This window comes from Priestia sp. HNGD-A6 (genome assembly GCF_045784335.1).
Lineage (GTDB): Bacteria > Bacillota > Bacilli > Bacillales > Bacillaceae_H > Priestia > Priestia zanthoxyli.
In genome coordinates, this window is the sequence record NZ_CP138621.1 from 4,858,597 (window position 1) to 4,872,583 (window position 13,987).

13 protein-coding genes and 3 other annotated features are annotated in these 13,987 nt (G+C 40.5%); of the genes, 12 read left to right on the forward strand and 1 reads right to left on the reverse strand.

Annotated elements, in window-relative coordinates; genetic code table 11:
• Positions 1–132: 132 nt before the first annotated feature.
• From allC to SCI76_RS25340, 11 genes are all read left to right on the forward strand, one after another.
• Entirely contained in the window at positions 133–1,374 is a 1,242-nt protein-coding gene (gene allC / locus SCI76_RS25290) for an allantoate deiminase (protein ID WP_243495679.1), read from the forward strand.
• Between the two features lie 12 nt (positions 1,375–1,386).
• Complete coding sequence (locus SCI76_RS25295) at positions 1,387–2,637, forward strand: alanine--glyoxylate aminotransferase family protein (RefSeq protein WP_221832644.1); 1,251 nt, start codon at positions 1,387–1,389, stop codon at positions 2,635–2,637.
• Positions 2,638–2,678: 41 nt separating this feature from the next.
• The gene (ggt, locus tag SCI76_RS25300; RefSeq protein WP_047750556.1) at positions 2,679–4,289 is read left to right on the forward strand and encodes a gamma-glutamyltransferase; all 1,611 of its coding nucleotides are present in this window, start codon (positions 2,679–2,681) and stop codon (positions 4,287–4,289) included.
• Between the two features lie 24 nt (positions 4,290–4,313).
• The gene (locus SCI76_RS25305; protein WP_028412785.1) at positions 4,314–4,898 is read left to right on the forward strand and encodes a chromate transporter; all 585 of its coding nucleotides are present in this window, start codon (positions 4,314–4,316) and stop codon (positions 4,896–4,898) included.
• Positions 4,895–5,425, forward strand: coding sequence for a chromate transporter (locus SCI76_RS25310; protein WP_014459451.1), 531 nt, complete (start codon positions 4,895–4,897; stop codon positions 5,423–5,425). Before SCI76_RS25305 ends, SCI76_RS25310 begins: the two co-directional genes overlap by 4 nt.
• Before the next feature lie 58 nt (positions 5,426–5,483).
• Positions 5,484–5,942: a GNAT family N-acetyltransferase gene (locus tag SCI76_RS25315; protein ID WP_310883923.1), complete on the forward strand. Its 459-nt coding sequence runs from the start codon at positions 5,484–5,486 to the stop codon at positions 5,940–5,942.
• A gap of 200 nt (positions 5,943–6,142) precedes the next feature.
• Positions 6,143–6,348 (forward strand) — a binding site (T-box leader).
• Between the two features lie 70 nt (positions 6,349–6,418).
• Positions 6,419–6,625, forward strand: a binding site (T-box leader).
• Positions 6,626–6,751: 126 nt separating this feature from the next.
• Positions 6,752–7,825, forward strand: a complete 1,074-nt coding sequence (locus tag SCI76_RS25320; RefSeq protein ID WP_013057698.1) for a bifunctional 3-deoxy-7-phosphoheptulonate synthase/chorismate mutase — start codon at positions 6,752–6,754, stop codon at positions 7,823–7,825.
• A 6-nt stretch (positions 7,826–7,831) separates the two neighbouring features.
• Positions 7,832–8,032 (forward strand) — a binding site (T-box leader).
• Positions 8,033–8,080: 48 nt separating this feature from the next.
• Positions 8,081–9,247, forward strand: a complete 1,167-nt coding sequence (gene aroC, locus SCI76_RS25325; RefSeq protein ID WP_047750559.1) for a chorismate synthase — start codon at positions 8,081–8,083, stop codon at positions 9,245–9,247.
• 20 nt (positions 9,248–9,267) lie between these two features.
• The gene (locus tag SCI76_RS25330) at positions 9,268–10,125 is read left to right on the forward strand and encodes a prephenate dehydrogenase (protein WP_033580624.1); all 858 of its coding nucleotides are present in this window, start codon (positions 9,268–9,270) and stop codon (positions 10,123–10,125) included.
• Between the two features lie 15 nt (positions 10,126–10,140).
• Positions 10,141–11,412 carry a 3-phosphoshikimate 1-carboxyvinyltransferase gene (gene aroA / locus SCI76_RS25335; protein WP_048019003.1) on the forward strand — a complete coding sequence of 424 codons (1,272 nt, stop codon included), beginning with the start codon at positions 10,141–10,143 and terminating at the stop codon, positions 11,410–11,412.
• A 141-nt stretch (positions 11,413–11,553) separates the two neighbouring features.
• Positions 11,554–11,799 (forward strand): hypothetical protein, encoded by a 246-nt coding sequence (locus tag SCI76_RS25340; protein WP_013057694.1) that lies wholly within the window; start codon positions 11,554–11,556, stop codon positions 11,797–11,799.
• 42 nt (positions 11,800–11,841) lie between these two features.
• On the opposite strand, the gene SCI76_RS25345 is transcribed toward SCI76_RS25340, so the two are convergent.
• Entirely contained in the window at positions 11,842–13,386 is a 1,545-nt protein-coding gene (locus SCI76_RS25345; protein WP_080754504.1) for an FAD-dependent oxidoreductase, read from the reverse strand.
• Positions 13,387–13,513: 127 nt separating this feature from the next.
• Here SCI76_RS25345 and SCI76_RS25350 point away from each other — a divergent pair, with 127 nt between their 5' ends.
• Entirely contained in the window at positions 13,514–13,672 is a 159-nt protein-coding gene (locus tag SCI76_RS25350; RefSeq protein WP_155404450.1) for a hypothetical protein, read from the forward strand.
• Positions 13,673–13,987: the final 315 nt, after the last annotated feature.

A 13,987-nucleotide genomic window follows, 5' to 3' on the forward strand; every position in this document is an offset into this window, starting at 1 on the left:
TTAGAAAAAGTAACGTATATAAGACTTTGTGTATTTAGTGATAATAGCCAAAAAAACACTAAATCATTGTAGGAAGTGTTAATGAAAACAATCAGTCATTTTCTTAAAATGAAGATAGCAGGAGGGATAGCAATGGTTGCAGATATGACGGGAAAATCTAAGCTTTGTCAGCAAATCGAAGAAAACATTAGCTGGTTGTCACAGTTTGGGTTAGATGAAAAAGAAGGTGTCACGAGGCTTTTATATACGGAACAGTGGAATGCAGCTCAAAAGGCATTGGAAGAAAAAATGAAGGGACTTCACCTCAAAACGTATTACGATGATGTAGGAAATTTATTTGGACGGTTGCAAGGAACGGGTCCAGAACAACAAGTTATTTTAACAGGATCCCATATCGACACCGTGATAAACGGAGGAAAATATGACGGGGCGTTTGGAGTTGTGGCAGGTATCATTGCTCTGCAGTACCTATATGCGCATTATGGCTTCCCTACAAAAACCTTAGAGGTCGTATCACTTTGTGAAGAAGAAGGCAGCAGATTTCCTCTTACGTATTGGGGATCGGGTAATGTGAATGGATTACACAGCAAAAGTGATGCAAAACATGTTATAAATAAAGAAGGGGTTAAGCTAGATGACGCAATGAAACAGCTCAATTTCGGAGAAGGCCTCCACAGCGAGCCATACCGCACGGACATCGCTTCTTTTATTGAACTGCATATCGAGCAAGGAAAGCAGCTTGAAATGTCTCATTGCGATATCGGAATTGTTTCTAGTATCGTCGGGCAGAAACGATTTACAGTATCTGTTAAAGGTGAAAGTAACCATGCGGGCACCACTCCGATGAACATCAGAAAAGATGCATTTTATGTAAGTTGCAAACTCGCTAAGGCATTTATTGAATTGAGCGAAAAATATCATAACGCTTTATACGTAACGGTTGGAAAAATTACACTTTCTCCAAATGCACCGAATGTAATACCAGGATATGTAGAATTCACGGTCGATATAAGACATCATGAGTATAAGGTTTTACAAGAAGCAGAACGAGAAATGAAGGAAATTATAAAGCGAACAGCAGGGGATTTAGAAGTGAATCTCAACTGCTGGATGGATGAAAAACCTGTTGCCATGAGCGAAAAATTATCTGAACTTTCCAAAATTATTTCCTCGGAAAAGAATATCTCCTCCCGAGAATTAGTAAGCGGTGCAGGACACGACTCGCAGGTATTCGGGCGAAGAGTTCCCACATGTTTGTTATTCGTCCCGAGCCAAGATGGAATCAGCCATTCCCCAAAGGAATTCACCAAAGGAGAACAGTTAGAAAAAGGAGTAAGGGTCTTAATAGAACTATTATATAAACTTGCCTACTAGGAGGAATTTGACATGACTATAACAAAACAGCTTCATACACCGCCGCGTACGATTATGACACCAGGCCCTGTAGAAGCAGATCCACGCGTATTAAGAGCATTAGGAACACCTATTTTAGGTCAGTTCGACCCCGCATTTACGCGCATTATGAACGAAACGATGGAAATGCTTCGTGAGCTATTTCAAACCAAAAACAAATGGGCTTTTCCCGTTGATGGAACGTCTAGAGCTGGGATTGAAGCAGTTCTTGCAAGTGTAGTTGAACCGGGCGATAAAGTATTCGTCCCGATTTTCGGCCGCTTCGGCTATTTATTAACGGAAATTGCCGAGCGCTACGGAGCTGAGGTACACAATATTGAATGCGAATGGGGAGAAGTGTTTGATCCTGAGACCGTAATCCAGGAAATAAAAAAAGTAAACCCAAAAATCGTTGCAATGGTTCATGGCGAAACGTCTACAGGGAGAATGCAGCCTCTTAAAGAAATTGGTGCTGCATGTCGCGACCAAGATGTTTTATTTATCGTCGACGCAGTAGCTACTATCGGCGGTACGGATGTAAAAGTAGACGAGTGGAACATTGACGCATTGATTGCAGGTACACAAAAGTGTTTATCTGTTCCGTCGGGTATGGCACCTATTACGTACAATGATCGTATTGAAAAAATTATCATGGAACGTAAAAAAGTTGAAAAAGGAATTGCGACAAAAGCAGATGCTCAAACTGTTCGTCTGCGTCCAAATATTATCAGCAACTATTTTGATTTGAGTCAGCTTCAAGACTATTGGAGTGAGCGCAGGCTAAATCATCACACGGAAGCAACGTCCATGCTCTATGCTTTGAGAGAAGGGCTGCGCGTTATTTTAGAAGAAGGGTTAGAAGAAAGATTTGCAAGACATCGTCTCCACGAAAAAGCACTTGTAGCCGGAATTAAAGCAATGGGATTATCTTTATTTGGCGATGAGCACTCAAAAGTTCCAACCGTTACGTGCGTCTTAATTCCATTAGGAATTGACGGGGAAGCAGTTCGTTCTACGCTTCTTGAACAATTTGGAATTGAAATCGCAAGTTCTTTTGGGCCGATGCACGGAAAAATATGGCGTATCGGTACAATGGGATACAGCTGCCGTAAAGACAACGTTCTCTTTACATTAGCCGGTCTTGAAGCAGTGCTTATTCGAAACGGGGCAAGCGTAAATGCAGGTTTTGCTCTGCAAGCAGCTTTAGAAGTTTATGAGGAAGAAGTAGCGTTGTCTAGTCTGTAAAGATTCGTTATTCACCATATAAAGAAAAGAGGAGATTTTCTATGAGCGAATACTTTTTCACACACCCATATGCATCGCAGCGTACGTGCACGTTTGGAAAAAACGGAATGGTAGCAACTAGTCAGCCTCTTGCCGCTCAGGCGGGTCTTGAAATGTTGAAAAAAGGAGGCAATGCAGTAGATGCTGCTATTGCCTCCGCAGCTTGTTTAACGGTGGTAGAACCTACTTCAAATGGAATTGGCGGAGATGCATTTGCTCTTGTGTGGATAAATGAAGAACTATATGGCCTCAACGCGAGCGGTCCTGCTCCTGCTTCTATCTCTATTGAGGCTCTGCGCGCCATGGGGATAAAAGAGATGCCGGCTCGCGGTTTTGTTCCTGTTACGGTCCCAGGTGCCCCGAGTGCGTGGGTGGAGCTGTCAAAACGCTTTGGCCGGCTACCGTTAAAAGAAGTGCTGCAGCCGGCTATTTCTTATGCGCAAGAAGGGTTCCCAATCTCCCCAATTTTAGGGTACAATTGGGAACGAGCGTTTGAACGATTTACACACGCGTTAAAAGGTGACGAATATAAACACTGGTTTGAGACATTTACTAACAATGGATCTGCTCCTAAGGTAGGGGAAATGTGGCGATCACCAGACCATGCTGCTACGCTGCTTGAAATTGCCGAAACGAATGGAGAATCTTTTTACAGAGGGGATTTAGCTGATAAAATAGCAGCTTTTTCGAAAAAACACGGCGGATTTTTAGCAAAAGAGGATTTAGCAGCTTTTAAAGCAGAGTGGGTAAAGCCGATTTCAACTTCTTACCGAGGATACGATGTGTGGGAAATACCGCCCAACGGCCAAGGCCTTATTGCGCTTTTAGCTCTAAATACGCTAAAAGGTTTTTCTTTTGATGCCAAAGATTCTGTCGATACATACCACAAGCAAATTGAAGCTATGAAGCTAGCGTTTGCAGATGGACAAAAATTTATTACAGATGCTGATAAAATGACAGTAGCAGTTGAAGATTTGTTGAATGATTCTTATGCAAACAAGCGCAGAGGGCTGATTGGTGAAAAAGCGCTTATTCCCGAAGCCGGACAGCCGTCTCATAGCGGCACGATCTATTTGGCTACAGCTGATGGAGAAGGAAACATGGTATCATTCATTCAAAGTAATTACATGGATTTTGGCTCAGGACTTGTCGTACCTAATACGGGCATATGCCTGCAAAACCGCGGGCATAATTTTTCGTTAGACCCACAGCACCATAACCGATTAGAGCCTGGAAAACGAACCTATCATACCATTATTCCTGGATTTTTAACAAAGAATAAAAGTGCTGTAGGTTCATTCGGTGTAATGGGTAAATTTATGCAGCCGCAAGGACATGTGCAAGTCATCATGAATATGATTGATTTTCATCTAAATCCTCAGGCAGCTTTAGATGCACCAAGATGGCAGTGGATTGAACATAAAAAGGTTCTTGTGGAAAAAGAAATGCCTTCACATATTGTAGAAGCATTAGAACGCAAAGGGCATGATATTCATGTGGCTACGAGCAGACATACGTTTGGAAGAGGACAGATTATTTTAAGAGATGAACAAACCGGTGTATTATACGGCGGCACAGAAGCGCGAACAGACGGAGCCGTCGTTGCTTATTAGATCACAGAGAAAGGAGCGCGAGAAATGCGACAATTGGATATTTTTATAGCGTTTTTTCGCTCAGGTATGCTCGGCTACGGAGGAGGACCTTCAGCTATTCCACTTGTAAAAAAAGAAGTAGTCGATACGTACAAGTGGATGGATGACGATGAATTTGGCGATTTATTAGCAATTGCCAATACGCTGCCTGGTCCTATTGCGACAAAGCTGGCGGGATACATCGGCTATCGAGTCGGCGGTATCTTAGGTCTCGGTACAGCTTTATTTGCAGCCGTTATTCCAACCGTTTTTTTAATGGTATTACTGTTGACCACTTTAACGCAATTTAAAGATCAGCCCTGGGTTATGGGGATGACCAAAGCAGTAGTTCCTGTAGTGGGAGTGATGCTCGCAGTTATGACATGGGACTTTTTCAAAAAATCAACGTCTGGTTTAGGCTGGACGCCAGCTATTATCTTACTCATTATTAGTTTAGGACTAATGGAATTTGCCCATATTCATCCAGCAGTTATTATTATTGTACTTATGGCAGCAGCTTGGATTCCGCTAAAACGAAAAGGAAAAAAAGGCGAAAGTGATGAGCACAAGCAAAAGAGGGAATCGGTATGATTTATATTCAGCTATTTATGGCGTTTTTTGTTTCAAATATTTTAGGCTATGGAGGAGGACCTGCGTCGATTCCGCTCATTCAAAAAGAAGTTGTAGACCGCTACCATTGGCTTACCGTTAAAGAGTTTAGTGAAATGCTGGCAATTGGAAATGCGCTTCCAGGTCCAATTGCGACAAAAATGGCGGGATTTATCGGATATCAGCAGGCAGGGATTTTAGGCTCGGTGATTGCTCTTTTTGCAACGATTGCTCCGTCGGTTTTGCTTTTAGTCATTTTACTTCGAATATTATTTAAGTATAAAGATTCACCAAATGTTAAGAAAATGACCAACTACATTCGTCCCGTAATCGCTATTTTACTTGGCTTAATGGCGTATGAATTTTTTATGAATTCATACGGTGATTCAGGTATATGGCAAACTCTATTTTTAGTAGCAGCCAGCTTTCTTTTATTGGAAAAATTACGTGTGCATCCAGCGTTCGTTATTGTCGGAGCACTCGTATACGGAGCTGTTTTCCTTGCTTAAATGAAGCTCTCAAATGCTGAGAGTTTTTTTTGTAAAAGAGACGAAAAGAGGGAGAACAATGGTTGAAAAAGCACTATTAGAAGACGTGCAGGACCTGGTTAACCTGCGAATGCTGCTCATGAAAGAACTGGGAGAACTAAATGGGAGTGAGGAGCTGTTTCGAAAGGCGACAGAAGAATATTTTACTGCGAATATAAATAGCCCAAATAATTATACGGCTATTTTAAAAGTCGATGGAAAAGTTGTATCAGCAGGAAGCATCGTCTTTTTTATACGTCCGCCTTCACCGGGTAACCTTCAAGGAAAAGAAGCATATGTTATGAACATGTATACAGCTTTTGATCAACGAAAGCACGGCTATTCTTCCGCTATTTTAAAGCACTTGATGCAGTACGGCCAAAAAAGTGGTGTAAATCGAATATGGTTAAATGCTTCCGCCGCTGGAAAAAGCTTGTATCAAAAACATGGATTTATTGAATATGACTCTAAAATGGAATACGTGTTTGAAAAAAATTAAAGTGACAAAACTCTTGATAGAGAGAGGTTTGAAGGGGCAATGGTTTTTAAAAAATAAAAAAAATTAATAAAAAGTGTTGACGAAGATAAAAAAACCATTCATAATACAAATCAACATCACACAACATTACACACAACTTGGAAGCGACAAACAGTTTCAAACGATCGGAACTGATTATCCAAGTACGCATACATAGTCAATACTGAGCGTTGATAGGAGCACGAGTAGAAAAAATTTCCCTGTATCAGAGAGCTGACGGTTGCTGCGAGTCAGAACAAAAATTTTTTCGAAGTACATTCCTTGAGCATCTTTTCCGAGCAGGAAAAGACGGCCTGGCCGTTATTTTAATGAAGAGGCAAGCAAAATGCTTGCAACTAGGGTGGTACCGCGAATTTTCGTCCCTACTGACTCTTAAGAACAATCTTAAGGGTGAGTAGGGACTTTTTGTATTTCGGTCCATTATAATTTTATATCCATTACAAGCGATGAAAAGAGCATAGTAGCAAAATCTTCCCTGTATTCAGAGAGCTGATGGTTGGTGCGAATCAGTACAAAAGAGATTGCGAATTACATTCTTGGAGCTTTCTTTTGGCAATAGTCAAAAGCGGCAATAGCCGTTATCTTAATGAAGAGGCAAGCAATGCTTGCAATTAGGGTGGTACCGCGATCAATTCGTCCCTACTGATACAATCAGTAGGGACTTTTTGTATATCCGCATAAGCGGCTGTGTAGGTGTAAAACGGATTTTTAAATACAAACTAAACGAAAAGATCCGTTCAAGGTTGTAAAATCAAAGGAGGATTTTTAAAATGACAAAATCACTAGAACAATTACGAGGACAAATCGACGAAATAAATTTAGAAATTTTAGAATTATTAAATAAACGCGGCGAAATCGCACAAGAAATTGGAAAAGTAAAAGGTACACAAGGTGTGAATCGCTTTGATCCAGTTCGTGAACGTAAATCATTAGATCAAATCTTAGCTAACCATAATGGTCCATTCGAAGCTTCAACAATTCAGCATATTTTCAAAGAAATTTTCAAAGCAAGCTTAGAACTTCAAGAAGACGATCACCGTAAAGCACTTCTTGTATCTCGTAAAAAGAAATCAGAAGATACAATCGTTGACATCAACGGCACAAAAGTAGGACCTGGAAACTTAGAATTCGTAATGGGACCATGTGCAGTAGAAAGCTACGAACAAGTAAAAGAAGTGGGCTTAGCGCTTAAAGAACAAGGCATTACATTAATGCGCGGCGGAGCGTTCAAACCACGTACATCACCTTACGATTTCCAAGGTCTTGGAGTGGAAGGATTAAAAATCTTACGTCAAGTAGGAGATGAGCTAGGTCTATCAATTATCAGTGAAATTGTTTCTCCTCAAGATATTGAAACGGCTCTAGACTACGTAGATGTGATTCAAATTGGTGCACGTAACATGCAAAACTTCGAGCTATTAAAAGCTGCAGGTTCTGTAGACAAACCAATTCTTTTAAAACGTGGATTGGCAGCAACAATTGAAGAATTCATTAACGCTGCTGAATACATTATGTCTCGCGGAAATGGAAACATTATTCTTTGTGAACGCGGTATCCGCACATACGAGCGTGCAACACGCAACACATTAGATATCTCAGCTGTTCCAATCTTGAAAAAAGAAACGCATTTACCAGTTGTAGTAGATGTAACGCATTCGACAGGACGCAAAGACTTACTATTACCATGTGCAAAAGCAGCGATTGCTATCGGCGCAGATGCTGTAATGGCAGAAGTTCATCCAGACCCAGCAGTAGCACTATCAGATTCAGCACAGCAAATGAACATTCCTGAATTCCACAAATTCATGGAAGAATTAAAAGGTGCAGCAGTAAAATTATCTTAATTTCATAGTGATACAGTGATAAGAAACTAGTAGCAAACATTTCCCTGTCTCAGAGAGCTGATGGTTGGTGGAAGTCAGTACAAAAATGTGAGCGAATTACACTCTTTGAGTACTCTTTTACAGAGCGGTCAGCGGATCGTTAACAATTCGAGGTGGCAAGCAATGTTTGCAACTAGGGTGGTATCGCGAGAAAAACTCGTCCCTATGACGTAGGGGCGAGTTTTTTATTTTTTATAACAGAAAGGAATCGATAATATGAGATATTTAACAGCAGGAGAATCGCACGGACCTCAATTAACAGCGATTATTGAAGGAGTACCAGCAGGACTTGAGTTAACAGCCGAGCATATTAATGAAGACTTAGCAAGAAGACAAAAGGGACATGGGCGCGGACGCCGCATGCAGATTGAAAAAGACCAAGTTCAGATTAAAGGCGGTGTTCGCCACGGTGAGACGCTTGGTTCACCAATTGCTTTAGTCGTTGAAAACAAAGATTTTACGCACTGGAGAAATATTATGGGTGCTGATCCAGTTGATCATGATGAAGAAGTAAAGAGACAAATTACAAAACCTCGTCCAGGTCACGCGGATTTAAATGGAGCGATTAAATACGGCCACAGAGATATGCGAAACGTATTAGAACGTTCATCTGCTCGTGAAACGACGGTACGAGTAGCCACAGGCGCAGTTGCCAAACAAGTATTAAAAGCTGTAGGTGTAAATATTGCATGTCACGTACTTGAAATCGGCGGTGTGAAAGCTGAAAAAACGGCATATGAGTCGCTAACAGAACTTCAGGAAAAAACTGAAGCGTCACCTGTTCGCTGCTTAGATGAAGAAGCGGGACAGAAAATGATGAAAGCAATCGATGATGCAAAAGAAAATGGAGACAGCATTGGTGGCGTAGTGGAAGTAGTAGTAGAAGGAATGCCTACTGCAGTAGGCAGTTACGTGCACTATGATCGTAAGTTAGATTCAAAGCTAGCTGCTGCTATTATGAGCATTAACGCGTTTAAAGGCGTTGAAATCGGCGTAGGCTTTGAAGCAGCTCGCAGACCGGGAAGTGAAGTCCATGATGAAATTCTATGGGATGAACAAAACGGCTATACGCGTAAAACGAATAATGCAGGAGGTTTAGAAGGAGGCATGACAACAGGTATGCCGATTGTGGTGCGAGGGGTCATGAAACCTATTCCTACCTTATACAAGCCGCTGCAAAGTATAGATATTGATACAAAAGAGCCGTTTGCTGCAAGTATTGAACGATCAGACAGCTGTGCAGTACCGGCGGCGGCGGTTGTAGCAGAATCAGTGATTGCTTGGGAACTAGCATCTGCTATTATCGATCAATTTGGGGCAGATCGAATTCAGTTAATTCAAGAAAATGTAAAAAAACACGAAGAATACGCAAAGCAATTTTAAAGAATAGAGGAGAATGAAAGGTGAAAACACGTGTATTACTTATTGGCGTTGGCCTTATTGGAGGATCATTAGCGCTAGCTATGAAGAAGCATCGTCACGTAACAGTCGTTGGAGCTGATATCAACACAAATGAAGTACAAGTAGCCAACCAGCTAGGTATCATTGATTATGTAGCTGAAGATATAAAAACAGAAGCAGCCCAAGCAGATTATATCGTGCTTGCTACTCCAGTAGAGTATACGACAGCATGGATACACGACCTTTCTACTTGGAAGCTTAAAGAAACGGTTATCGTAACGGATGTCGGAAGTACAAAAGGTGAAATTATGAAAGCAGCCCAAGCGCTGAATAAAAAACGTATTTCATTTATTGGGGGGCATCCGATGGCTGGTTCTCATACGAGCGGTGCAGTCAATGCACGAGCGGATTTATTTTGTTCGGCGCGCTATATTTTAACGCCGTTTGAAAATGAGCAAAAAGAAAAAATAGATGCGCTTATGCATTTGCTAGAGCCTACAGGTGCACAATTTGTACCGCTTGATGCAGCTACTCATGACCAAATCACCGGAGTTGTCAGTCATTTACCACATGTGATTGCAACCAGTCTAGTAAGACAAGTCAAAGGCTATTCAGCAAATAATCATCTTGTTACAGAAATGGCGGCAGGCGGTTTTCGAGATATTACGAGAATTGCTTCAAGCAACCCTCATATGTGGAGAGACATATTGAAGCAAAACCGTTCTATGCTTTTAACATTGCTCGATGACTGGATGAAAGAAATGGAACAAGTAAAACTATTAGTAGAAAAAGGTGACGGACACGAGTTATTTGATTACTTTTCAGATGCTAAAGAATTTCGTGATTCGCTTCACGCATAAAAGGAGAGACAGATTGTGACAGTAAAAGCTTTACGAGGAACGATTCAAATTCCAGGAGATAAATCCATTTCTCACCGTTCCGTCATGTTTGGTTCAATTGCAGAAGGAACAACAACAATTAACGGATTTTTGCCGGGAGATGATTGCCTTAGCACCATTTCCTGCTTTCAAAAACTAGGTGTAGATATTCAAATGATTGATGAACAAAGCGTCGTGGTAAAAGGAAAAGGTATACAAGCGCTAAAAGAGCCATCTGATATTTTAGATGTCGGAAATTCGGGCACCACGATTCGCCTCATGATGGGGATTTTAGCAAATACACCCTTTCATTCAACGTTAATTGGAGACGAATCTATTGCCAAACGCCCTATGAAGCGTGTGACTGGTCCGCTTCGTGATATGAATATTCATTTAGACGGCCGAAAAGACGCTAATTTTACACCGCTTGTTATTCGAGGTGGGAAAGCAAAAGGTATACACTATACATCTCCTGTTGCAAGCGCACAAGTAAAATCAGCTATTTTACTTGCTGGACTGCAGGCGGAAGGAACAACTTCTGTAACGGAACCGGCGAAATCGCGTGATCATACAGAACGTATGCTAGAGGCGTTTGGAGTTAAAGTGAAAGAAGAAGGATTAACCGTTTCAATTGAAGGCGGTCAAACGTTAAGAGGAACGCATGTAGAAGTGCCTGGTGATATTTCGTCAGCTGCATTCTTTTTAGTAGCGGGGGCTATTATTGCAAACAGTCGCATTGAAATTCAAAAAGTTGGGATGAATCCGACTCGAACGGGTATTTTAGAGGTGCTTTCAAATATGGGGGCTTCGATCGAGACAGTCAAAGAAACAAAAGAAACGGCGGAACCCTATGCAGATTTAGTTGTAGAAGCTTCTCACTTAAAAGGTACGGAAGTAGGCGGAGACTTAATTCCGCGTCTAATTGACGAAATCCCAATTATTGCACTAGCTGCCACACAGGCAGAAGGGATTACCGTTATTAAAGATGCTGCAGAGTTAAAAGTCAAAGAAACAAACCGTATTGATACGGTAGTGAATGAGTTAACCAAAATGGGAGCTAACATTGAAGCAACGGAAGATGGAATGATTATTCACGGAGGTACAAAACTTCATGGAGCAAATGTAAACAGCCACGGAGATCACCGTATCGGTATGATGCTTGCTGTTGCCTCTTGTATTGCAGAAGGAGAAACAATTATTGAAAATCGTGAGGCGGTATCCGTTTCGTACCCGCAGTTTTTTGCTCACTTAGAGTCTTTACAGCAGTAAATTCCCTTATTATGTTAAAATAGCAGTTTGAAAGTTGTAAGGAATTTATAAAATTAAAACCAATGACTCTATATTTCGCCGGAGAAATCCGATATAATCATTACAACACCTCTAGTATTAAATAGAATTTGGTGAATGATTATGTTTTTGATGATTGTCTACATCGGGGCCATTTTATTTTTTATAAAAATGTTTATGGATCGAGATTTTATTTGGTTTTTGTTTCTATTGCCATTTTTGATGTTTGTTATGTTTTTTGAAACAGACTATCTTGATCATGTCCCTGAATCTGGAAGGTTAATTATCTTTACGTTTTCTTTTTTAGTCATTTATGCAATGGTTTTAGTGTATAATCGATACTTTAGAAAAGAAGGATGTAAAGAGTAAATTCAAATGTGAATCCATTGATAATGATAAAAAAAGCATGCCCTACGGCGTGCTTTTTTTATCGCTTGAATTGACATCCACTGGTGTAAGCGGCTTTTTAGCAGGGCCTTCTACCACAGATCCGTCGTAAGAAAAACGAGAACCGTGACAAGGACAGTCCCACGTGCGGTCACCGGCGTTCCAATTTACTTCACATCCTAAGTGCGTGCATGTAGTATCGACGCAGTGAAGCTTCCCTTGAGGATCTTTATACGCCCCCGTACGTTTGCTGTTTACATATACGACCGACCCTTCATCATTTTGAAGCTGATCGAGTCCTTTTTCAGGCATTGAAAACTTACCGGTAATAAAGTGTTCAGCCACATCAAGATTTTGACGAAAGAAATGCTTAAGGCTAGGGTCCGCATAAAAACGAGACGGATTATACAACTCTGCATATGGGTTGTCTTTCCCGGTTATTGCATCCCGGATAATATGTGCTGCAATGGTGCTATGAGTCATGCCCCATTTTTTAAATCCGGTAGCAATAAAGATATTTGGCTTGCTTTCTTTAAGGGGCCCGATATATGGAATTTTATCAAGCGTAAATAAATCTTGTGCAGACCATTTATAACGAAAATGTTGGACAGTAAAATTTTCTTCGGCGAACCTCTGAAGGGACTCATAGTGAAACATAGTATTAATTCCTTGTCCAGCTTTGTGGCCTTCTCCGCCAATTAAGATGAGTTCTTCTCCGTCAACTTTTGTTGAACGCAGCGAATGAGTAGGCTGATCAGCACTTAAATACATGCCTCCAGGGTAAGCTTGTTCAACTTTTGCTGCTAACACATACGAACGTTTGGCATACATGCGCGTATAGTAAAAGCCCGCTCCATCATAAAATGGAAAGTGTGAACACGCCACTACATATTTGCAAGAAATGCGATGTCCGTCTCTTGTGACAACGGTGGGCGACGTGCTTTCTTCTACATCCGTTGCTACGGTGTTTTCAAAAATCAATCCGCCGCTTTCTGTGAATTTTTTTACTAAATGAAGCAGATATTTTAACGGATGAAACTGAGCTTGATCTTTCATAATAGCTGCTGCTCTAATATCAAAACTAAAAGGAATCTCTGTTGCAAATTCACATGGAATATGTAATCGCTGATAGGCTCGAAATTCTTTACGAACTCGATGGTCAAACTCCAGCGTTTCTCCGTATAAGTAAGCATCTTGTACTGAAAAATCACAGTCAATGTTTTCCGTTTGAATTAAGTTTTTCATAAACTGCAGAGCTTGTTCGTTTGCTTTATAATACAGCAGCGTTTTTTCTTCGCCAATGTGTGAAAGCAGTTCATCGTAGATAACGTCATGCTGAGCTGTAATCTTTGCTGTTGTGTGACCGGTTGTACCATTTAAAATATTATCAGCTTCAATTAACGCCACGTTCAGTCCTTCTTTTTGTAATAAATAAGCCGTTGTAATACCGCTAATACCGCCTCCTACTACTACAACATCAACTTTTCGATTTTCTGAAAGAGATGGGTATGTTGGAAACTTTAAATGATCGCGCCAGTAGGGCTCAGTATCCTTTGGGATATTTGCCAATTTATTCACCTCCATATGATAAGTCTTATTTTTACCATAGTTTTCTAAAAAATGTATGCAAAATAAAGGAATCTACTCTAATAGCACCTCTTGGCTATACCTATTTAAAGAAAAGGAGGGGAAAAGAGTGATTACAATCAGCCTTTGTATGAATGTTGCGAACAAAGAAGAGGTTAACCCAAAACATTTGCTATTCAAGATGCTTCTTTTTCAACGTGGCTTCCACACCAGGACCTTGCCATTTGCTCCTATAGAATTGGTGAATAAAAAGCAGAGCATGAAATGATAAAAGGCTACAGATTTAAACATGCAGAGCAATAAATTCATATAAATGATAGGGAGCATCATATAATAAAAGTATAGATGCTTAATTCGGCAAAAGGTATGTAAACATCAAGGTCCAAATAAAAGGGCAAACGGCATGTTTGTCCTTTTTTCATGATTATAGTGACAATTTTCATATATAGTAATAAAGTATATATATAGCAAAAAAATCCCAATTTTAAAGAATATAAAAAACGGCTTAAAACCAAAACAAGTTGTACTCTTAGAGTATGTAGAACGTGCAAAAAAACGAAATAATATGTAGTATTGTAATACA

Coding starts and splice junctions, on each gene's coding strand:
- allC (WP_243495679.1), top strand. CDS start 133: ATGGTTGCAGATATGACGGGAAAATCTAAGCTTTGTCAGCAAATCGAA.
- SCI76_RS25295 (WP_221832644.1), top strand. CDS start 1,387: ATGACTATAACAAAACAGCTTCATACACCGCCGCGTACGATTATGACA.
- ggt (WP_047750556.1), top strand. CDS start 2,679: ATGAGCGAATACTTTTTCACACACCCATATGCATCGCAGCGTACGTGC.
- SCI76_RS25305 (WP_028412785.1), top strand. CDS start 4,314: ATGCGACAATTGGATATTTTTATAGCGTTTTTTCGCTCAGGTATGCTC.
- SCI76_RS25310 (WP_014459451.1), top strand. CDS start 4,895: ATGATTTATATTCAGCTATTTATGGCGTTTTTTGTTTCAAATATTTTA.
- SCI76_RS25315 (WP_310883923.1), top strand. CDS start 5,484: ATGGTTGAAAAAGCACTATTAGAAGACGTGCAGGACCTGGTTAACCTG.
- SCI76_RS25320 (WP_013057698.1), top strand. CDS start 6,752: ATGACAAAATCACTAGAACAATTACGAGGACAAATCGACGAAATAAAT.
- aroC (WP_047750559.1), top strand. CDS start 8,081: ATGAGATATTTAACAGCAGGAGAATCGCACGGACCTCAATTAACAGCG.
- SCI76_RS25340 (WP_013057694.1), top strand. CDS start 11,554: ATGTTTTTGATGATTGTCTACATCGGGGCCATTTTATTTTTTATAAAA.